This is a genomic window from Streptomyces sp. CA-294286 (genome assembly GCF_050947155.1).
Taxonomy (GTDB): Bacteria; Actinomycetota; Actinomycetes; order Streptomycetales; family Streptomycetaceae; genus Streptomyces.
In genome coordinates, this window is sequence record NZ_CP192004.1 from 235,318 (window position 1) to 255,229 (window position 19,912).

Below are 19,912 nucleotides of genomic sequence, written 5' to 3' on the forward strand. Positions count from 1 at the left end.
TGTGCGCCCGGCGTCGGCGGTGCGCCGGGGGCGCTCTCCGTACCGTCGGCGTGTCCGCCGGTGCGCTTGCGTCCGAGGAGGTTCACAGCGGTCCGAAGCGGTAGCCGAAACCGCGCAGGGTCTGGACGTAGCGGGGGGAGCCGGAGTCCTCCTCGATCTTGTTGCGCAGGCGGCGCACGCACGCGTCGACCAGGCGGGCGTCGGCGTGGTAGCTGTGCTCCCACACGTGCTCCAGCAGTTGCTGGCGGCTGAAGACCTGGTCGGGCGCCGCGGCGAGGTGGAGCAGCAGCTTCAGCTCGGAGGGCGCCAGGGCGAGGCGCCGGCCGGCCTTGGTGACGGTCAGGCCGGCCCGGTCGATGGTGAGGTCGCCGTGGACCTCGGTGGCCTGCCGTCCCGGGCCGGTGTGCTCGATGCGGCGCAGCACGGCACGGATGCGGGCCTCGATCACCTCGGGGCGGGCGGGCTTGACGATGTAGTCGTCGGCGCCGGCCTCCAGCCCCACGATCATGTCGAAGTCGTCGCCGCGGGCGGTCAGCATGATGATGGGCAGCTGGCTGTCCTCGCGGACCCGGCGGCACACCTGTACGCCGTTCATGCCGGGCAGCATCAGGTCCAGCAGCAGCAGGTCGGGGCGGAACTCCTCCAGGGCGGCCAGTCCGTCCTCGCCGGTGGCGGCCGACCGTACCTCGTGGCCGCGGCGGCGCAGGCCGAGTTCGACGCCCTCCCGCACGGCGGGGTCGTCCTCGATGAGCAGTACGCGAGGCATCAGAAAACTCCCGGGGTGGGTCAGCGCCCGGCCAGTCGCCGGCGTGCGCCGGAGAGCAGGGCGTTCAGTTCGGTCAGCCGCAGCGGGCGGGCGAGCAGCAGGAAGGTGAGCACGAGAGCGGCGGCTCCGGCGGCTGCCGCGGCCGGAGCACCCGCCCGTGCGGCCCCGGTCGCCGCGAGCTGGCCCAGCACGGCGGCGGGGACGGCGGCGAGCAGCAGCCGTACGTGTGCCGAGACGGCCGAGGACCGCCACGGCCGGTGCACGGCCAGCCGTCGGCTCAGCACCAGGCCGGTGACCGCCCACCCCGCGAACAGGGCCAGCGAGTACGCCGCCGCCATGCCGGTGACCGCCCAGCGGACCGGCAGCAGCTGGAACGCGGCCACGGCCAGGCCCGCGTGGAGGCCGACGATCACCAGGTTCAGCAGGAAGGGCGTACGGGTGTCGCCGAGGGCGTAGAAGGTGCGGGAGAGCACGTACTGGCCGGACATGGCGAGCAGTCCGGGGGCGAACGCCATCAGGATGCCGGCCATGGCGGCGGTGTCGGCCGCGCTGGTACGGCCGTGGCCGAAGACGAGGGCCATCACCGGATGGGCGAGGGCGAACAGTACGCAGGCGGCCGGGACGATCGCGGCGGCCGAGGCGCGCAGGGCCTGCGAGACGTCCCGCCGCAGGGCCGCGGTGTCCGCGTCCGCGGCCGCCGCGCTCATCCGGGGCAGCAGGGCGGTCACCAGGGAGACCGTGATGATGCCGTGCGGGACGACCCACAGGACATAGGCGTTGTTGTACGCGCCGTAGCCGGGGTCGCCGTCGAGGCCGGCGGTGGTGGCCAGCCGGGTGGTGACCCAGTGGGCGGCCTGGTTGGCGAGGACCAGCAGTACCAGCCAGCCCGCCGCGCGCAGGGGGCGGGTCAGTCCGCTGCCCCGCCAGTCGAAGCGCGGACGCCAGCGGAAGCGGGCCGCGCGCAGGGCCGGGAGGAGGGCGAGGGCCTGGACGGCGATGCCGGCGGTGGTGCCCCAGCCGAGCAGCGCGGTCTCGCCCGCGGTGAGCGTGTCCCCGCCGCCCAGGGCCAGGGCCAGGTACAGGCCGAAGACGCCGATGACGACGACGTTGTTGAGGACCGGGGCCCACATCATGGCGCCGAACCGGCCGCGTGCGTTGAGCACCTGCCCCAGCAGGGTGAACAGTCCGAGGAAGAAGATCTGCGGCAGGCAGTAGCGGGCGAGGGCGGTCGTCATCTCCGCACGGGCACCGCTGTAGTCGGTGTAGGCGTCGACGATCGCCGGGGCCGCCCACACGGCGACCCCGGTGATCAGGAGCAGGGCGAGCACGCAGACGGTGAGGAGCCGGTCGGTGTAGGCGGCGCCGCCGTCGGCGTGCTCCTTGGCCGCCCTGACCAGTTCGGGCACGAAGACGGCGTTCAGTGCGCCACCGAGGAGGAGCATGTAGACGATGGTCGGCAGTGCGTTGCCGACCGCGTAGCCGTCGGCGGTCGTCCCGATGGTGCCGATGGCCGCGGCGACCATCGCGGACCGGACGAAGCCGGTGCCCCGGGACACCAGGGAACCGGTGGCCATGACGACGCTGCTGCGCGCCGTGGAGGCCCGGGGAGCGGCTCCGGACCCGGGCGCCGCTCCGGCCGGGTCGGCCGCCAGGGTTCGCGGCGTCGCGCCGGCCGAGTCGACCCCATGCGCCGGGGGCGTCGCTCCGGCGGTGCGGACGGCTTGGTCCCCGGGAATCGCTCCGCCCGTGGAAGCCGCTGCCGGAGCGGCGTCCGGATCGGCTCCGGGTGAGGTCCGCGTGCCCGGGACCGCGACCGGCGGCGTCGCGTCGGTCGTCGCCGGCGGCCTCACCGGCGGTTCAGGTACGCCTGGAAGGCGCGGTAGAGCGTCTGGTTGGCGCTGCCGCCCACGGCCTTCTCCCATTCCCCGAGCGTTTCGACGACCTGCCCGCCCGTGCCGAGCTTCCATCTCAGCAGCCCGTACGCACGTTCGCCGGGGTCAAGGGTGGAGGGTACCCCGCGCATGTCGTAGACGTCAGCTCCCCCTGCGTGGGCGTCGAGGAGCATGTGCCACTGCAGGGCGTTGGACGGCCGCACCTCCCGGCGGTGGTCGGCGGAGGCGCCGGTCTGGTACCAGGCCCTGCGACCCACCGTGATCATGGTGTGGGCGGCGAGCACCTCCCCGCGGTGGCGCGCCAGGTAGAGCTTCATCCGGCCCGGCTCCTCGGCGTTGAGGGCCGCGTACTGGCGTGCGTAGTAGGCGAGCGAGCGGCCGAGGCGGAACCCGTCGCGCTCCTCGGTGATGCGCAGCAGCCGGTAGAACTCGGGCAGGTCGGCCGCGCTGCCGACGATCACCTCCACCCCCTCCTTGCGGGCGCGCCGGACGTTGCGCCGCCACTCCTGGTTGAGGCCGGACCACAGGTCCTCGCCGGTGCGCCCGGCGAGCGGCACCTGGAAGACGTGGCGCGGCTGGGCGTCGGCGTCGTGCCCGGAGCCGTCATCGCCGCAGCGGCGCCAGCCCCGGGCGCGCAGCCGTTCGGCCACCGCGGTGCCGAGCGGGTCGACCTCGCTGGCCAGGACGTCGCCGAGGCGTCTGCCCGGACCGCTGAGCGGCTTCAGCAGGGCCGCGTCCCAGCGCCGGTGCGCCGGCGAGGGGCCGATGCGCACGGCGAACGCGCCGGCGCGGCGCAGGTGTTCCAGCAGCGGGTCGAGCCAGCCGTCGATGTCCGGCTCCGCCCAGTCGGCGACGGGGCCTTCGGGAAGGTAGGCGAAGTACTTGCGGGTGCCGGGGAGTTGACGCAGCAGCACCAGTGCCACGCCGGTCAGCCGGCCCGCCTGGGGATCGGGGCCCCAGCCGAGCAGTTGGGCGCGCCAGCCCTCCTTGACGTCGGCCCAGGACGGGCACTGGAGGAACGCGGCGCCGAGCGCCGCGCCCCGGCGGGAGGCGAGGAAGGCGCGGTAGACGTCGGCGGTGACGCAGCCGAGGCGAAGGGCCGGACGGTCGCCCTCGTCGTGCGGGGACGGGGACGGGGACGGGGACGGAACGAGCAGTGCTGACACGGTGGCGGCCTCTCCTTCTCCCCGGCCTGTCCCGGGGTGGCACGTGATGCTCACAGCCGTGCGTGACCGCCCCGCGCGACGAATGTGACCGGACGATGACCGTTCCTCACCAGCCGCCGTCACATTGCTCCGACGCCGCTGACCTGGGCTTCCGCGGTTCTACAGTCGCCGTATGCGCGGTCGGTCCCCTCTTGCCGGCCAGCGCTTCCTTCCCGTTCCGGAGGTCCTGTTGAACCGTTCACGTGCCCGCGTCCGCCGCTCGGTGCGCCTCGCCGCCGCTGCCCTGCTCGTACCGCTGGTGGCCGCCTGCTCCTCGAACGCCGCTCCGCCCGTCGCGGCGGGCAGCGACACGGCCGGGAAGAACGAGGACCGCCCGCTCCACGTGACGGTCACGCCCACCGGCCGGCAGGCCGCCGCCGGGAAGCCGGTGACGGTCACCGCGGCGGGCGGGCGGCTCACCGCGGTGACCGTCACCGACGCCAAGGGCCGCGAACTGACCGGCGATCTCTCGGCCGACGGCCGTACGTGGGTCTCCGGACGCAAGGCCGCACCCGGCACGGCGTACACGGTCACGGCGGCGACCCGGACTCCGGGCGGCACCGCCGGAACGAGCCGGTCCTCCTTCGCCACCGTTCCCGCGGGCGCGGTCAACAAGGTCGACTGGCGGCCGGGCGCGGGCACCACCGTCGGCGTGGCCCAGCCGGTCTCGCTGGTCTTCGACCGTCCCGTGCGCAACCGGGCCGAGGTGGAACGGCAGTTGAAGGTCACCACCTCGCACCCGACCGAGGGTTCCTGGGGCTGGATGCGCGACTGGTCGGGCAAGGACCGGGTGGACTGGCGGCCCAAGGAGTACTGGAAGCCCGGCACCGAGGTCACCGTGAAGGCCGAGCTGAACGGCACGGATTCGGGCGCCGGCGGCTGGTTCGTCCGGGACTACACCACCCGTTTCACCGTCGGCGCCCGGCAGGTCGTCGAGGTGGACCTCGACGACCACCACCTCACGCTGCTGCGCGACGGGCGGAGCGTGCGGCGCATCCCGGTCTCCGGCGGCACCCCCGGCGGCGAGAAGCGTTCCTGGCGCGGGACCGCCGTCCTCATGTCGAAGGAGGGCACGATCAACATGAACTCCGAGACGGTCGGCCTCCGCGACGCGTACGACAAGATGGTCGACTACTCGATGCGGCTCACCTGGTCGGGCATGTACGCGCACGCCGCCCCGTGGAACGCCGCCAACCTCGGCAAGGCCAACCGCAGTTCGGGCTGCATAGGAATGAGCGACGCCGACGCGGCCTGGTTCTACGGCCAGGTGCGGCCGGGCGACCCCTTCGAGATCACCGGCAAGGACACCAAGGGCGTCGTCGCCCCGGGCAACGGCTTCGGCCAGTGGAACCTCTCGTGGGCCGACTGGCAGCGACTGAGCGCGTTGCGCTGAAGGCTTCGCGTGGGGGGGAGTGGGGGCAGTGACGCGCCCGGGACGCGGGCGCGGAGGCCGTACCGAGCAAGGGGGCGCGGTGGCCGTACCGAGGAAGCGGGCGCGGTGGCCGTACCGAGGAAGCGGGCGCGGTGGTGTGCCGCCCGTTACGCCTCTCCGGCGCACGGGTTGCCGTGTCCGGGACGTGGCCCGCCCGGCGGTACGTACCGCAGACGCCCGCCCGGTCCGGTCACCGCCGTGAACCCGGCCGCTTCCAGCCGGGCGGCCTGCCGGGCCCGGTAGCGCCGGTTGACGACGAGTCCGACGGGCACGCAGGCCATCAGCACGGCCCAGACGGCGAGGGCCAGGGCCAGGGCGGTGGCGTCCGCGCCCAGCGCGACGCCGAGGCCCGCGGCCAGCACGGTGAAGCCCACGCCCCCCAGGACGGCCAGTTGCTTCTCGGTGTGCCTGGCGGCGAGGTCGAACGCGATGCGCGTCCTGTGGAGTTCGACCTCGTCGGGCACCAGCGGCGGCAGGGCGCCCCCGTCGCTCGCCCGCGGGTAGTGCGCCCGGTTCCGCTCGGCGCGTGCCCGTGCCCCGGGGGCGGGGTCGGGCACGAGCAGCATCACGAAGCCGTTGCCCTGGGGTCCGCCGCCCTGCCGTACGTCCGCGTACGTGTACCCGAACTGCTCGGCGAGGAAGGCGAGTCGGGCGAGTGCCTTCATCGACGCCATGGCGCTGGTGACCTCGACGGGCCCGCCGTCCGCCATCTGCCGCAGCATCTTCCGCACCTGCCGGGTACTCACTCGTCGCCTCCTCGCGCACCGTCCGGGCAGTTTCCCACGTCGGCGTGCTCCTGCGGCGAAGAGCGGATCCTGCACGGGGGCGGCCGTGCCTGCGGCTGCCGTTCCCCCGGCGCACCCGGGCGGCGGCGCGGCCTCGCGGGTGCGTCCGTCCGGTTCCGGCTGCGTCGGCCGCGGCGCCGGCGGAGCAGACCCCTCCACGGGCGGTGCGGCGGTCAGTGCGCCACGGGTCTCGGGCCGCGGCCGTGCAGGGCGCTCCAGTCGAGGGCCGACTCGGCCTCGCGGGCGGCTTCGTCAGCCGCGTGGCGCGCCGCCGCGGCCACGTCGCCGTGTTCGGCCACCAGGGCGTGGTAGATCGGCTCGGTGCTGGATATCGGGGATGCCATGGTGCTGGAGTCCTTCGCGCTCGCCGCCGCGTGGGCGGAGTGGATGACCGGTAACAGGGTGTCAGCCCTCGAAACTACAGTGCGGCCGTCCGGGCCGCTCGCGCGCAGACGTCCGGGCCGCTCGCGCGCAGACGTCCGGGGCCCCGGCGCAGTGCCGGGGCCCCGGACGTCCGGAGTGGGGATCAGCGTTCCGGTGTGGTGCCGCCGTAGGAACGCCGGGCCGCGTCGGCGGCCTTGTCGGTCTGGCCGTCGTACTTGTCGTGCGTACGCTCGTCGACCAGCCGCTCGGCGCCCGCGACCCCCTTGTCGGCCTGGTCGGGGTGGCCCTTGGCCATCTCCTTGGCCTTGTCGGCCATGTCTCCCAGCTTGCCCATGACTACCTCCTGCGAAGAGCACATGCGTCGTACTCCACCGCAGGTACCCGACGAGCCCGCTCCTACGCAGCCGGGTTTCGTCCGGGCATCCGTCAGAGCACCAGGGACAGCAGCAGGACGAACGCGCCGGCGACCACCGAGATGATGGTCTCCATGACCGACCAGGTCTTGATCGTCTGGCCGACGTTCATGCCGAAGTACTCCTTGACGAGCCAGAAGCCCGCGTCGTTGACATGGCTGAAGAAGAGCGAGCCGGCGCCGATCGCGAGGACGAGCAGGGCCGCGTGCGTGGTCGACATGTCGGCCGCCAGCGGTGCGACCAGGCCGGCGGCGGAGACCGTCGCGACGGTGGCCGAGCCGGTGGCCAGGCGGATGACGACGGCGATCAGCCAGGCGAGCAGGAGGGCGGGGATCGCCCAGTCCTCGGATATCTGCAGCACCATCCGACCGACACCGGAGTCGATGAGGGTCTGCTTGAAGCCGCCGCCCGCGCCGACGATCAGGAGGATCCCGGCGATCGGGGCGAGCGACTTGTCGACGGTGGCGGTGATCCTGCCCTTGGTGAACCCGGCGGCGCGGCCCAGCGTGAACATGCCGACGACGACGGCGGCGAGCAGGGCGATCAGCGGTGAGCCGACCACGTCGAAGACGCGCTGCACGGTGTGCTCGGGGTCGTCGACGACGATGTCGACGAGGGCCTTCGCCAGCATCAGGACGACGGGGAGCAGCACGGTGGCGAGGGTCGCGCCGAAGCCGGGGAGGCGGGCAGTGCCCTCGCCCGGCTCGCCGGTGGCCGCGTCGAGTTCCTCGGACGGTCGGCGCGGGATCATCTTCTCGGGCACCGGGACGTCCACCCAGCGGGCCGCGACCTTGGAGAACAGCGGGCCGGCGATGATCACGGTCGGGATCGCGACGAGCACGCCGAGGGCGAGTGTGACGCCCAGGTTGGCGTCGACCGCGTCGATGGCGACGAGCGGGCCGGGGTGCGGCGGAATCAGGCCGTGCATCACGGAGAGGCCGGCGAGGGCGGGGATGCCGATGCGCATCAGGGAGTAGTTGCCGCGCTTGGCGACCATCAGCACGACCGGGATCAGCAGCACGATGCCGACCTCGAAGAACAGCGGCAGCCCGATGACGCTGGCGATCAGCACCATCGCCCAGGGCATGGACCTGCCGCCCGCCCTGGCGAGGATGGTGTCGACGATCTGGTCGGCGCCCCCGGAGTCGGCGAGGAGCTTGCCGAGGATCGCGCCGAGCGCGATCAGCACGCCGACGCCCGCGACCGTCGATCCGAGTCCGGCGGTGAAGCTGGTGATGACCTTGTCCAGCGGTGCGCCCGCGAAGGCTCCGAGCGCCAGCGATCCGATGGTCAGGGCCAGGAACGCGTGCACCTTGAACTTCGTGATGAGCAGGACGATGACGGCGATGCCCGCGAGGACGGCGATCCCGAGCTGGGCATGGCCCGCCGAGGTGATCGGCTCCACGGCGTCCGCTGCCAGTGTCTCGACGTTGAGACTAGTCACGGTGGTTTCCCTTGCAGGAGTGGGGCGGGGGGTTTACGGAGTACGGCGCGTGCGCGGGGTTCTCGTACCCCGTGCGGTGCGCCGTGTGCGGGACGGCGTGGGCGTCACCGCGGGGACGGCTGCGGAGGCCGGGGCGCGCCGCCGGCCGCGGCCGGGACGAGGGCGCGCAGGGCCGTGACGGCCCGCTCGGTGATCTCCTCGGGGCTGCCCGCGACGTCGACGGCGACACCGTCCTCGTCGGGGCCGAGCGGCTGGAGCGTGGCGAACTGCGAGTCCAGCAGCGCGGTCGGCATGAAGTGCCCCTGGCGTTGCGACATCCGTTCCTCGATCAGCTCGCGTGAGCCGGTCAGGTGGACGAAGACGATGCCGGGAGCGACGTACCGCAGCCGGTCGCGGTAGCTCCGCTTCAGTGCCGAGCTGCTGACCACGCCGCCGAGCCCGGCTCGGCCGTCGGCCCAGGAGCCGAGGGCGTCCAGCCACGGCCATCGGTCGTCGTCGGTCAGCGGGGTGCCCGCCGACATCTTGGCGATGTTCGCCTCGGGGTGGAAGTCGTCGCCCTCGGCGTAGGGGACGCCGAGCTGTGCTGCGAGCAGGGGGCCGATCGTCGTCTTGCCGGTTCCTGCCACGCCCATGACTACGACGACGTGGGGGGTGCGCATTGCTGCCTCGCTGTCTTCATCGACATCTCGCACGGCGGCCCGTCGTGCGTCACGCCACTGAAACCCATAAGGTCCGAAGAATTCAAGAGGCTGTGACTTAAAAGTCATACTTAATATGCTCGGGTGGCCTCGTAGGCTTACGCCATGACTGCACAGGCCCGAGGGCTGCACGCCCGCGTACTCGACAGCCTCGGGCCCGCCATCACCGGAGGTGAGTACCCGCCGGGAAGCGTGCTGCGCACCGACGAGCTGTCCCAGGAGTTCGAGGTGTCCCGGTCCGTCATGCGCGAAGTGGTACGGGTCCTGGAGTCCATGCACCTCGTGGAGTCACGGCGCCGTGTCGGCGTGACCGTCCTGCCCACCGAGGAATGGAACGTCTACGACCCGCAGGTCATCCGATGGCGTCTGGCCGGTGCCGACCGGCCGCGCCAGCTGCGCTCCCTCACCGTGCTGCGCTCCGCCGTGGAACCCGCGGCGGCGGGTCTCGCCGCCCGCCACGCCACGGCCGAGCAGTGCGCGGCCCTCACCGAGTGCGCCATCGGCATGGTCGCCCACTCCCGCGGGGGCCGGCTGGAGGGGTACCTGCTGCACGACGTCGAGTTCCACCGGACGATCCTCAGGGCGTCCGGCAACGAGATGTTCGCCCGGCTCGGCGACGTGGTCGCCGAGGTGCTCACCGGCCGCACCCACCACCGCGTGATGTTCGAGGACCCCGACCCGGCGGCGGTCACCCTGCACGTCAAGGTCGCCGAAGCGGTACGGGAACGGGACGCCGTGAGGGCCGAGGAGCTGACCCGCGAGATCACCCTCGGCGCCCTGGAGGAACTGGACGTGCTGGCGCCCTAGCTCCGTACCCGGCCGGCACCCGTGTCCGGCACGCGGGTGCGCATGCCGGACACGGGTGCCGACCGGGCCGCGGGGGTCCGGCCCGGGTGGGAGCAGCTGTTACGGGCGGCCGGGCCGGCGGGGTGGCGCCGTCAGCACTCGCCGCGCCAGACGACCTTGGTGAAAGTGACGCCCTCGGCGAAGTTCAGCTTGTACGTGCCGGGGCCCGGGTTGTAGTGGACGCACTCCTCGTAGGTGCCTCCGTTGTACGTCCAGGTCAGCTGGACGTGGTCCGCCTGCGGGTAGGGGATGCCGTTGTTGAAGACCGAGCGGCCCGTGACGCTGCCGGTCCAGTTGTCGGCCACCTTGAGCGCGAGCTGACCGGTCTGGCCCTCGCCCGTGTAGATGCAGAAGTTCTCCTTCTCGCAGCCGGGCGGGTTCGGCTCGGCGGAGGCGGCCGGCGCCAGGACCAGGGAGGCCGCGAAGACCGCCGTGACGCAGGCGGTCAGGGTGGCCGGGGTGCGGACGCCGACGCGGTGACGCAGGGACATTCAGCTACTCCAGTGTGGAAGGGGGCGCGCGGGCCCCGTGGGACGGGTGGGGTGGGGGCACGTGGCCCTGGTGGGTCAGTCGAGCGGGTGGGGCGAGCCGGGCAGGTGAGGCGAGTCAAGCCGGTGGGGCGAGCCGGGCAGGTGAGGCGGGTGCGAGCCCGGCTGCGGGAGGTGCGTTACGGAACCGAGCAGTCCGCTTGTGGTCGTGACATCCCGCGAAGCGGCACCCCGGCCACTCCTACGATGCCTTGCGGATCACGTCGTTCGAGGGCACGGAATTGGACGATCTCGTCCGCCGACCCGCAGCACCGGTCTCGCAGTTCAGAGCCGCACCGCGTGAACTCGGGGAACGGCACGGCCAGTTCAGATTTGGCGTGTTCCTGACCACATGAGAACCGATTCCGGGGGAACGGCACCGAGTTGCCCGCGGGGTGGGTGGCACTTTGAGGGGCGTCTGTGACCACAAGGGCCACACTTCTCTCAACTCTGGGGACGATGTGTCAGCTTCACGTGCTTCCGGCTCCTCACGAAACTCCGGCAGACCCTCGCGCCGACGGGCCGCGGGACCCTCCTCCACCGCCCCGGCCCGCACCGCTGCCCTGCGGCCGGGAGGGCGGCTCGCCGCCGTCCTGATCGCCCTCGCCCTGGGGGCGGGCGCGGCCCCCGCCCTCGCCGCGCCGCCGCCTCCGCCCGACACCGGCGGCTCGCACTGGGGCGACCGCGGACGCGCCGCCATGCCGGCCGTGCGCACCGGGTCCACCGTTCCGCCCGCCTCCGTACGCTCGGCTCCGCCGAAGAGCGGCGTGCTGCGGTACGTCCCGCGTGACCAGGGCGAGGTTCCCTGGCACCGGATATCCGACTTCCGCATCACCGACGCCCTGGTCGGCCGGGTCAGCTACTCCACGGGCAACCTGATGCTCGCGGCCACGGACTTCGACGTCGCCGGGGTCGGCCAGTCGCTGCAGCTCACCCGTACCTACAACTCCTTCGACTCGGACGGCGGTTTCGTCTCCGACCCGTGGTGGCTCGGGTACGAGCGCCGGCTCGATCTCAGCTTCTCCGGCATGGTCCTGCACTACGACCGGACGGGCGCCACCGTCGAGTACACGCAGAACGCCGACGGCTCCCTCACCACGCCCCAGGGCTACTCCAACGACCTCAAGAAGAACGCCGACGGCACCTACACGCTGACCGACCGCAAGTCGGGTACGGCCGACACCTACGGCAGCGACGGCGCCCTCACCAAGGTCACCGACCGCAACAAGGGCGAGATCACCGTGACCGCCCACCGCTCCCCCGAGGGCCAGGACACCGGGTTCAAGCTCACCGAGACCCGCTCCACACGCTCGGTGGACCTCGTGCGCACGTCCGCCACGCGGTGGCAGGCCACCGACCACACCGGCCGCACCGTCGGCTACGACCTGGACTCCGCCGGAAACGTCGTGCGCACCACCGACGCCGAGGGCAAGTCGACGCGCTTCGGCTACGACTCCGACGGCCGGGTCATCAAGGTGACGACCCCGCAGAACCGTTCCACCTCCTTCACCTACGACGCGGCGGACCGGGTCACGTCCGTGCGCCGGTACGCCGAGGGCAGCACCGGCGGGCCGACGTACACGTACACCTACAGCGCGGCCAACGCGGGCGACGCGGGCACCACCAAGGTGACCGACCCGCTCGGCCACACCACGACCTACGAGCACAACGCGGACGGCGAGGTGACCAAGGTCGTCGACGGTCTCGGCCACGAGCGCTCGACGACCTACCAGAACCGCCTCGTCCAGACGGCCACCGACGCCATGGGCACCGGCAGCGGCGGCAACGGCGGCAACGTCACCACCTACGGCTGGGACGCCCGCAACAACCCCACCTCCACCAAGCTGCCCACCGGCGCCACCGCCAGCAGCAGCTGGCAGACCGTGGCCGGCGTGGAGCGGCCCAAGAACAGCAGCAACGCGGACGGCGAGAAGACCGACTTCGCCTACGACGCGGCGGGCAACACCACCTCGGTCGCCACCGTGGGCACCGGCGGCGGCACCATGAAGTTCACCTACAACGAGGCCACTCCCACCTGTGGCGGCTTCCAGGGCCAGCGCTGCACCGCGACCGACGGCAACGAGCAGAAGACCTCGTTCCGGTACGACGCCTCCGGCAACCTCCAGACCGTCACCCCGCCCGCTCCCCTCGGCGTCACCCGCTACACCTACGACGCCCTCGGCCGCACGGCGACGGCGACCGACCCGCGCGGCGTGAAGACGCTCTACACGTACGACAAGCGGGACCGGGTCACCAAGGTGGAGACCTCCGGCTACGCCGTCGTCACCTACGCGTACGACGGCGACGGCAACCTGTCCTCGCGCACGGACGCCACCGGGGTGCAGACGTACCAGTTCGACGCGCTGAGCCGGGAGACGATCCGCACCCTCCAGGACGGCTCGCAGACCGTGCTCGCCTACACCGCCGACGGCGACGTGGACACGTACAAGGACCCGGGCGGCGTCACCGACTACACCTGGGACGCGGCCGGGCGGCTGACCGAGCTGACCGATCCGCGCGGCAAGAAGACCGTCTACGAGTACGACAAGAACGACCGCCGCACCAAGACCACCTATCCGGGCGGGACGGTCCAGACCCAGCGCCTCGACAACTCGGGCCGGCCGGAGAACATCCGGGCACTGGCCCCCTCGGGCGTCGTCCTGAGCGACCTGTCGTACACCTACGGGTACGTGTCCGGGACGGAGTCCCTGGACGGGGCGAAGGTCCGTTCCCGCACGGACAACGTGACCAAGGCCCGCACCGCCTACACCTACGACGGCGCCGGCCGCACCTCCCTCGCGGAGGAGACCGAGACCTCGGGCCGCAAGACGTCCTGGCAGTACTGCTACGACCCGGCCGGAAACCTCACCGCGCAGGGCGGCGCACCCGGCTGCCCGGCCGCGACGGCCTACACCTACAACGCCGCCTCGCAGCTCACCGCCAGGAACGGCGTCACCTCGGGCTGGTCGTACGACAAGGCCGGCAACGAGACCGCGGGGGCCCCGGCCCCCGAGACGGCCCGCAGCGCGGAGCGCTACACCGACTTCGGGCAGCTGAAGTCGGTGACCGTCGGGTCCACCGCCTACGCCGCGGAGTACGCGAGCACCGACAGCAGCGAGCGCACCCGGTTCGGCTCCACGGTCTTCCACAACGGGCCGCTGGGCCTGTCGGGCCAGACCGCCGCGGGCAAGGACACCGAGTTCATCCGGGAACCGGGCGGCACCCTGAACTCCGTCCACGGCGGCGGGCGCAGCCACTACTACCTGACCGACGCGCTCGGCTCCGTCATCGGGCTCGTCGACGAGACGGGCAAGCGCGTCAACACCTACCTGTACACCCCGTCGGGCGCCGCGCGCGCGGGTACGCAGGAGACCGTGCCGCAGCCGTTCCGCTTCACCGGCGGCTACCAGGACCCGACCGGCATGTACCACTTCGGGGCGCGCTACTACGACCCGCAGATCGGCCGGTTCACCCAGCCCGACCCCTCGGGCCAGGAGAAGAACCCGTACCTGTACGCCGAGGGCGACCCGCTCAACCGCATCGACCCCGACGGCCTGCTTCCCAAGTGGGTCAACGGTGCCGCCGACGCGGTCGGCAAGGCCATGGACGTCTACGACGTCGCCACGTTCGCCAGCCAGGTCTCCAACGGGCAGTACAAGGAAGCGGGCAGTACGGCGGTCGGTTTCGTGGCGGACAAGGCGTTCAGCGCGGGCTGCATGGCCGCCACCGGCGGAACCGGAACGGTGGCCTGCGCGATCGGGGGGTACGCGGTAGGACAGCTCGCCCAGTACGGCTACGACAAGGCGACCGGATGATCGGAGTGACATGACGGACTTCGCGAGTGGTTCCCAGATGCCCGGCACGACCGGCGTACCGGACACAGCGACCGGAACGGATGCGACGGCGACGGCCCAGGACCTGGCCTACAAGGGCTTGGACTTCCTGCCCGTGTGGGTGCTCGTCCTCATCGTCGCGGCGGTCGTCGTCATGATGATCGTCCTGGCCAGGCGCCGGAGGAGGTGAGCGCGCCCGTCGCCCGCCGGAGTCCGCGGAGGACCGGGGCGGGCGGCGGCCCGCGCGGAGTCCTTGAGGCGGCAGGCCCCCGGCGCTCACAGCGCCGGGGGCCTGCCGCCCGCCCACGACCGGACATACGGGCTGCCGACGAGCGGCGCGGTATGCGGGGTGCGGCGCGGCGGGCGCGTGCGTGGGGTGCGCGCACGCGGGGTGCGGGGTGCGCGAGGTGCGCCGCGCGGAGTGCGCGTGTACAGGGTGCTGGGTGCGGCGAGGTGCGCGGACCCCGCACCCGCCGCCGGGACGCGGGCGGGCGGGTCAGGCCCGTGGGCCGCGTGAGGACAGGGCGTTCTTGACCTCCCGGACCAGCCTGGCCGCGTCCTGGGGGTCGTGCACCACGTCCGTGCGGTTCATGTCGACGACGAGGACCTGACTGGCCGCGTAGTGGTGCCGCACCCAGTCGTCGTAGCCGGACCAGAGCGTCCGGTAGTACTCGACGAGGCTCTCGTCCTGTTCGAAGGCGCGGCCCCTCAGTCCGATCCTGTGCAGCACCGTCTCGAAGTCCGCCTTCAGGTAGACCATGAGGTCGGGCGCCTTGCGGTACGGCAGGCCGTCGATCTCGCGCATCATCTCGTCGAGCAGCCCCTCGTACACCTGCATTTCGAGGGAGCTGATCCGGCCCAGGTCGTGATTGACCTTGGCGAAGTACCAGTCCTCGTAGATGGACCGGTCGAGGACGCTGTCGCCCTTCTTGTACGCCTCCTTGATCGAGGCGAACCGGGTCTGGAGGAAGTAGAGCTGGAGCAGGAAGGGGTAGCGCTTGGCCTGGATCTCCTCGGGGCTCGCCGTGTAGAAGAGCGGGAGGATCGGGTTGTCGTCCACGCTCTCGTAGAAGACCTCGCTGCCCAGCTCCTTGGCGATCAGTTCGGCGACGCTCGTCTTGCCGATCCCGATCATGCCTCCGACGCAGATCACTGACATTCCTCGCTTCTCCCTGGGGGGCTTTCTGTTCGCGGCCGGGCGGGCCGGGCGCCCCACAGCGCAGGGACGTGTGCCGGTGGCCGCTCGGTACCCCGGGGTTTCCGCGCGACGCCGCCCGGCCCCGTCCGGGGATGCGCCCGGCAGACCGGCCGGACCAGCGGTTCCGCCGCTGCCGTGCAGGTGCCCGGCCATCGCCCCGCGACCGCCCTGAAGCATAGAGGACACCGCGCCCTGCCCCGCCCGATCGCCCCGGGCCGCTTCCCGCACGGCTGGGCCCGCGGGCGTTCCCGGGGCGGCCCGCCGCCGGGGACCCGGCGGACGTCCGGGCACCGAGCGTCACCCTTGGTGACATTCTGTCGGGAAGGGCACGGTCGCGGCGGCCGTAGGGTCGTGGGGCGACGAGCCGGTGGTGACGAGGAGTTGGCGCAGATGAGCGATGTGGTGCGGATCGGGTCCAGGGCGAGCAAACTCGCGCGGACGCAGGTCGCGGAGTGGCTCGGTCCGGTCGCCGCGAGCCTGCCCGGGGTGCGGTTCAAACGGGAGGTCGTCCTCGAAGGGGGCGACCAGGACCGCGTCACACCGACCCTCGCCGAGGTCGCGAAGGCGTCCGGGGGCTCCGCGTTCTCCAGCAACCAGGAGGCGGCCCTGACCGCCGGCCGGGTCGACGTGGTCGTGCACTCCCTCAAGGACCTCCCCACCACCGTGAGCGACGGCACGGTCCTGCTGGTCACCCCGGGGCCGCGCGAGGACGTGCGGGACGTGCTGTGCGGATCCACCCTGGACGCGCTGCCGCGCGGGGCCCGGGTGGGCACCGGCGCGCCACGCCGGGTCGCCCAACTCCTGGCACTGCGACCGGACTTGGACGTGATTCCGATCCGGGGCAACGTGCCGGGACGGCTGGCCCGGATCGCGGGACGCGACCGCCTGGACGCGGTCGTCCTGGCCGCCGCGGGCCTGAACCGGCTGGGCCTGCTGCCCGAGGTCCACCAGGTCCTCGATCCCGCCGTCTTTCCGCCGTCGCCCGGGCAGGGGGCGCTCGGCATCCAGGTCCGCACCGGCTCCCCCGCCGCCCGCCTCCTGGCCGGGACGGGCGACCCGCAGGTGGACGCGTGCGTACGGGCCGAGCGCGCCGTACTGGCCGAGCTGCACGGGGGCTGCTCGGTCCCGGTCGGGGCGTGGGGACGGATCGGCGAGGACGGCCTGCTGCACCTGACGGCCACCGTGACCTCGGTGGACGGCGCCACGCAGGTCACCGCGTCCGGCAGCGGCCCCGCGGACGGCCCGGCCAAGCTGGGCTCCTGCGTGGCCGCCGACCTGCTGGAGCAGGGTGCGGCCCGCGTCCTGGCGTCCCTCAGATCGGCCTGAGCCGGGAACCGCTTCCCGCCCCCGGTCGGGGCGGGGATCAGGTGGCGCGGCGTTGGACGCGGGCCTCCCAGGGGCGCAGGGTGTACGGAGCCGTGAACGGCGCGGCATCGGGAACGTGGGCGATGAGCGTCTCGCTGCGTTCCCAGCCGTCGGGCAGGTCGACGGGGAGGTCGGTCCCGCCGAAGTTGGCGAGTACCAGAAGTTCGGTGCCGGACGCCGCGTCGTGGCGGGTGAAGGCGTAGAGCTGCTCGTGGTCGGGGTGGAGCAACTGGAAGTCGCCGTGCACGAGGGCGGGTTCGCTGTGCCGCAGGGCGATGAGGCGGCGGTAGTGGTGGAACACGGAGTCCGGGTCGGCGCGCTGCGCCTCGGCGTTGACGCGGGTGTGGTCGGGGTTGACCGCGATCCAGGGTGTGCCGGTGGTGAAACCGGCGTGGCGGGTGGCGTCCCACTGCATGGGGGTACGGGCGTTGTCGCGACCGCGGGCGCGCAGTCCGGCGAGGATCTCCTCCTCGTCGACGCCGAGGGCGCTCTGCTCGCGGTGGTGGTTGAGGGACTCGATGTCCCGGAAGTCGTCGAGGGCGGCGAACGGGGCGTTGGCCATGGCGAGTTCCTCGCCCTGGTAGACGTACGGCGTGCCGCGGTGCAGGTGAAGCACGGTGGCGAGGAGTTTCGCCGAGCGGTCGCGGTGGGCGGGGCTGTCGTCGCCGAAGCGGGAGACGGCACGGGGCTGGTCGTGGTTGTTCCAGTACAGACTGTTCCAGCCCGTAGCGCCCAGGCCGGTCTGCCAGCGGGCGAGGCTGGCCTTGAGGTCGGTCAGTTTCAGCGGGCGTACGTCGAACTTGCCTTCGGGGCCCTGGTCGAGGCCGACGTGTTCGAACTGGAAGACCATGTCGAGTTCACGGCGGGCCGGATCGGTGAACAGCGCGGCCTCCTCGACGGTGACGCCGGGCATTTCGCCGACGGTGAGCAGGCGGCGCGGATGGCCCGCGAAGACCTCGCGGTGCATCTCCGCCAGGTACTCGTGGACGCGGGGACCGCAGATGAAGTGCGGACTGCCGTCCCCGTGCGCGCCGCCCGCGGGGACGAGGCCGTCCGGCAGGCCGGGGGCCTTGGAGATGAGGTTGATGACGTCCATGCGGAAGCCGTCGACGCCCCGGTCGAGCCACCAGCGCATCATGGCGTGCACCGCCCGGCGGACCGCGGGGTTCTCCCAGTTGAGGTCGGGCTGTTTGCGGGAGAAGAGGTGCAGGTAGTACTCGCCGCTCGCCCTGTCGTAGGTCCAGGCGGGGCCGGAGAAGAAGGACCCCCAGTTGTTGGGCTCCGCGCCGGGCGTTCCCGGTTCCCTGCCCTCGCGGGCCGGCCGCCAGACGTACCAGTCCCGCTTGCTGCCTCCGGGGCCGCCGTCGCGGGATTCGGCGAACCAGGAGTGCTCGTCGGAGGTGTGGTTGACGACCAGGTCCATGACCAGTTTCATGCCGCGTCCATGGACGGCGTCCAGGAGCTGGTCGAAGTCGGCGAGGGTGCCGAAGAGCGGGTCGATGTCCTGGTAGTCGCTGATGTCGTAGCCGTTGTCGTCGTGCGGGGACGGGTAGACCGGGGAGAGCCACAGGACGTCCACGCCGAGTTCGGCGAGGTGGTCGAGCCGCCGGATGACACCCTGCAGGTCGCCGATGCCGTCGCCGTCGGAGTCGGCGAAGCTGCGCGGGTAGATCTGGTAGACGACGGCGTCGTTCCACCAGGGGCGGGCAGGACTTGCTTCGGTCCCGGGCACGTCACACCTCTTCGTATGGTTCTGTGGTCTGGCCTTCGTGCGAGCCCGACGGGCTTCGACGGTCCTGCGGTGTCACCTTCGGTTCCTCGGCGTTCGCTCCCCCGGCGTTCAGTCCCCTCGGCGGTGCGCCCGGGTCTCCACCGGTACCCCGCCGCGGCGGGCTTCACGCACGGCTCCGGTGCCCGAGGGGTGGCCCCGGGAGGGACGGGGACCGCCTCCCGGTCCGCCGTTGTGCACGCGCCCACATCACCGTTCCCCCTATTGACACGCGCGGGGCGTGCGCGGATTGTGCTGTACCGGTCCACGAAACTACTGGTCGGTAGGGGGAGTCGTGACGATGTCACGTCGAAGGGCACGGTCCGGACTCGCAGCTCTGGGTGCGGCGGCGGTACTGGTGGGAGGGGCGACGGCACCGGCCGGAGCGACCCCCGCCGAGCGGTACGTCGCGCTCGGCGACTCGTACACCTCGGCACCGGGCGTGCCGGTGCAGGTCGACGCCGACTGCGGTCGGTCGAACAACAATTACCCGTCGATCACGGCCCGCCGACTCCCCGTCGCCGCCTTCCGCGACGTCAGTTGCGGCGGAGCGACCACGGTGGAGATGTGGCGGGCCCAGGGCACCAACCCGCCCCAGCTCGACGCACTGACCAAGCACACCACCCTGGTCACCCTGCAGATCGGCGGCAACGACATCGGCTTCGGCGAGATCATCGGCACCTGCGCGCGGCTCAGTTACACCGACCCCACCGGCGCGCCCTGTACGGCGCACTACACCGCCGGCGGCACCGACGTCCTGGCGCGGCGGATCGCGGCGGCCGCCCCCCGGGTGCACAAGGTCATCCGGGCCATCCACCAGCGGGCTCCGCGCGCGAAGGTGTACCTCCTGGGCTACCCGGCGATCGCCCCCGACAAGGGCACCGGCTGCTGGCCCTCCCTCCCGACCGCGGCCGGGGACGTCGCGTACAGCAGGGCCACGGCCAAGCGGCTCAACGGCATGCTCCGGATCGTCGCCACGCTGTCGCGGGCTACCTACGTGGACACGTACAAGCCCTCCGTCGGCCACGACGCCTGCCAGTCGCCCGCCGACCGCTGGGTGGAACCGCTGGTCCCGGCGTCCCCCGCCGCGCCGTTCCACCCCAACGCCGCCGGTGAGAAGGCGATGGCGGACGTCCTCCTGAAACACCTGGCGCGGCCGGGTCGCGGCCGCTGAGGACCCTCGTACGGCCGAGCACTCTCCCGGGGCCGTGGCCGCGGTCGCCGCCGCGGTCCCGGGAATGGCCGGTTCCGCGCTCGCACTCCACCTCCGTGGCCCCCCAGTATGTGCTCCGGGCTCGTGAATGCCCGTCCACCCGGAAGGGGCACTCGGGCCGGTTCCACGACGAGGGAGGAACC

Annotated in this window: 17 protein-coding genes; 6 read left to right on the top strand and 11 right to left on the bottom strand. The window is 72.4% G+C overall.

Annotated features, from left to right (window positions below; genetic code table 11):
• Positions 1-82: 82 nt before the first annotated feature.
• The 3 genes from ACQPZG_RS01070 to ACQPZG_RS01080 form a co-directional block, all read right to left on the bottom strand.
• Positions 83-766: a response regulator gene (locus ACQPZG_RS01070; protein WP_433543844.1), complete on the bottom strand. Its 684-nt coding sequence runs from the start codon at positions 764-766 to the stop codon at positions 83-85.
• A 20-nt stretch (positions 767-786) separates the two neighbouring features.
• On the bottom strand, positions 787-2,418 hold the full coding sequence (murJ, locus tag ACQPZG_RS01075; protein ID WP_433544580.1) for a murein biosynthesis integral membrane protein MurJ: 1,632 nt from the start codon (positions 2,416-2,418) through the stop codon (positions 787-789).
• A 194-nt stretch (positions 2,419-2,612) separates the two neighbouring features.
• Positions 2,613-3,824 (bottom strand): lipid II:glycine glycyltransferase FemX, encoded by a 1,212-nt coding sequence (locus ACQPZG_RS01080; protein ID WP_433543845.1) that lies wholly within the window; start codon positions 3,822-3,824, stop codon positions 2,613-2,615.
• A 172-nt stretch (positions 3,825-3,996) separates the two neighbouring features.
• On the opposite strand from ACQPZG_RS01080, the gene ACQPZG_RS01085 reads away from it, so the two are divergent.
• Positions 3,997-5,256, top strand: a complete 1,260-nt coding sequence (locus tag ACQPZG_RS01085) for a L,D-transpeptidase (RefSeq protein WP_433543846.1) — start codon at positions 3,997-3,999, stop codon at positions 5,254-5,256.
• Positions 5,257-5,402: 146 nt separating this feature from the next.
• On the opposite strand, the gene ACQPZG_RS01090 is transcribed toward ACQPZG_RS01085, so the two are convergent.
• From ACQPZG_RS01090 to ACQPZG_RS01110, 5 genes are all read right to left on the bottom strand, one after another.
• Positions 5,403-6,041: a hypothetical protein gene (locus tag ACQPZG_RS01090; RefSeq protein WP_433543847.1), complete on the bottom strand. Its 639-nt coding sequence runs from the start codon at positions 6,039-6,041 to the stop codon at positions 5,403-5,405.
• A gap of 212 nt (positions 6,042-6,253) precedes the next feature.
• Entirely contained in the window at positions 6,254-6,424 is a 171-nt protein-coding gene (locus ACQPZG_RS01095) for a hypothetical protein (RefSeq protein WP_433543848.1), read from the bottom strand.
• A gap of 182 nt (positions 6,425-6,606) precedes the next feature.
• On the bottom strand, positions 6,607-6,798 hold the full coding sequence (locus ACQPZG_RS01100) for an antitoxin (RefSeq protein ID WP_433543849.1): 192 nt from the start codon (positions 6,796-6,798) through the stop codon (positions 6,607-6,609).
• 92 nt (positions 6,799-6,890) lie between these two features.
• The gene (locus ACQPZG_RS01105) at positions 6,891-8,321 is read right to left on the bottom strand and encodes a gluconate:H+ symporter (protein ID WP_433543850.1); all 1,431 of its coding nucleotides are present in this window, start codon (positions 8,319-8,321) and stop codon (positions 6,891-6,893) included.
• A 104-nt stretch (positions 8,322-8,425) separates the two neighbouring features.
• On the bottom strand, positions 8,426-8,980 hold the full coding sequence (locus tag ACQPZG_RS01110) for a gluconokinase (protein ID WP_433543851.1): 555 nt from the start codon (positions 8,978-8,980) through the stop codon (positions 8,426-8,428).
• A gap of 144 nt (positions 8,981-9,124) precedes the next feature.
• Between ACQPZG_RS01110 and ACQPZG_RS01115 the strand changes: the two genes are divergently transcribed.
• The gene (locus ACQPZG_RS01115; protein WP_433543852.1) at positions 9,125-9,826 is read left to right on the top strand and encodes a FadR/GntR family transcriptional regulator; all 702 of its coding nucleotides are present in this window, start codon (positions 9,125-9,127) and stop codon (positions 9,824-9,826) included.
• A 131-nt stretch (positions 9,827-9,957) separates the two neighbouring features.
• Here the strand turns inward: ACQPZG_RS01115 and ACQPZG_RS01120 are convergent, their stop codons facing one another.
• Positions 9,958-10,356, bottom strand: coding sequence for a hypothetical protein (locus ACQPZG_RS01120; RefSeq protein ID WP_433543853.1), 399 nt, complete (start codon positions 10,354-10,356; stop codon positions 9,958-9,960).
• 734 nt (positions 10,357-11,090) lie between these two features.
• On the opposite strand from ACQPZG_RS01120, the gene ACQPZG_RS01125 reads away from it, so the two are divergent.
• Entirely contained in the window at positions 11,091-14,207 is a 3,117-nt protein-coding gene (locus ACQPZG_RS01125; RefSeq protein ID WP_433544581.1) for an RHS repeat-associated core domain-containing protein, read from the top strand.
• 10 nt (positions 14,208-14,217) lie between these two features.
• The gene (locus tag ACQPZG_RS01130) at positions 14,218-14,415 is read left to right on the top strand and encodes a hypothetical protein (RefSeq protein WP_433543854.1); all 198 of its coding nucleotides are present in this window, start codon (positions 14,218-14,220) and stop codon (positions 14,413-14,415) included.
• A 306-nt stretch (positions 14,416-14,721) separates the two neighbouring features.
• Here the strand turns inward: ACQPZG_RS01130 and ACQPZG_RS01135 are convergent, their stop codons facing one another.
• Entirely contained in the window at positions 14,722-15,384 is a 663-nt protein-coding gene (locus tag ACQPZG_RS01135; RefSeq protein ID WP_433543855.1) for a deoxynucleoside kinase, read from the bottom strand.
• A 429-nt stretch (positions 15,385-15,813) separates the two neighbouring features.
• On the opposite strand from ACQPZG_RS01135, the gene hemC reads away from it, so the two are divergent.
• Positions 15,814-16,749, top strand: coding sequence for a hydroxymethylbilane synthase (gene hemC, locus ACQPZG_RS01140; protein ID WP_433543856.1), 936 nt, complete (start codon positions 15,814-15,816; stop codon positions 16,747-16,749).
• 37 nt (positions 16,750-16,786) lie between these two features.
• Here hemC and ACQPZG_RS01145 read toward each other — a convergent pair whose 3' ends face one another.
• Complete coding sequence (locus ACQPZG_RS01145) at positions 16,787-18,520, bottom strand: alpha-glucosidase (RefSeq protein ID WP_433543857.1); 1,734 nt, start codon at positions 18,518-18,520, stop codon at positions 16,787-16,789.
• Between the two features lie 337 nt (positions 18,521-18,857).
• Between ACQPZG_RS01145 and ACQPZG_RS01150 the strand changes: the two genes are divergently transcribed.
• Positions 18,858-19,730, top strand: coding sequence for an SGNH/GDSL hydrolase family protein (locus ACQPZG_RS01150; protein ID WP_433543858.1), 873 nt, complete (start codon positions 18,858-18,860; stop codon positions 19,728-19,730).
• Positions 19,731-19,912 lie beyond the last annotated feature (182 nt).